1 pseudogene is annotated in these 437 nt (G+C 55.6%); it reads left to right on the forward strand.

The annotated features are described in order from the left end of the window. Nucleotides 1-257: pseudogene (locus Q4563_RS16280) on the forward strand (hypothetical protein); the annotation flags it as partial. Nucleotides 258-437: the final 180 nt, after the last annotated feature.

Consider the following 437-nt stretch of genomic DNA (forward strand, 5'->3'; position numbering starts at 1 on the left):
ATGCCGTGGATCTGGGATTGCTGGCAGCAGCAACAGAAGGTTTTTCTGGGGCTGAAATTGAGCAGGTGGTGGTAGCAGCCTGGTATGCCAGTTCGGAATCCGGAGTGGCCGACGGTGCCAGCTCCCGACATCAACCGCTGACCACTGCGCAATTGATCGATGCCGCCAATGCTACCCAGCCACTGTCGGTGACGATGGCGGAGCAATTACAGCATTTGCGCCGGTGGGCAACCGGGCGCTCTGTGCTGGCACATTAAGATTAAGTCTATCCAGTAAGTCTGTTCAGTCTTGTTGCGGGTGGTATTTCAGCTCCAGTAACGCCCGTTTCAAGCGTTCGCCACTGGCTGGCTTGGCCAGCAAGTGATAAATACCAACCGCATGTGCCTGCTTTCTGACGGAGCTGATACTGAGACCCGTCAGCATCAATACCCTGGGTT

The sequence above is a fragment of the Gilvimarinus sp. 1_MG-2023 genome, assembly GCF_030548285.1.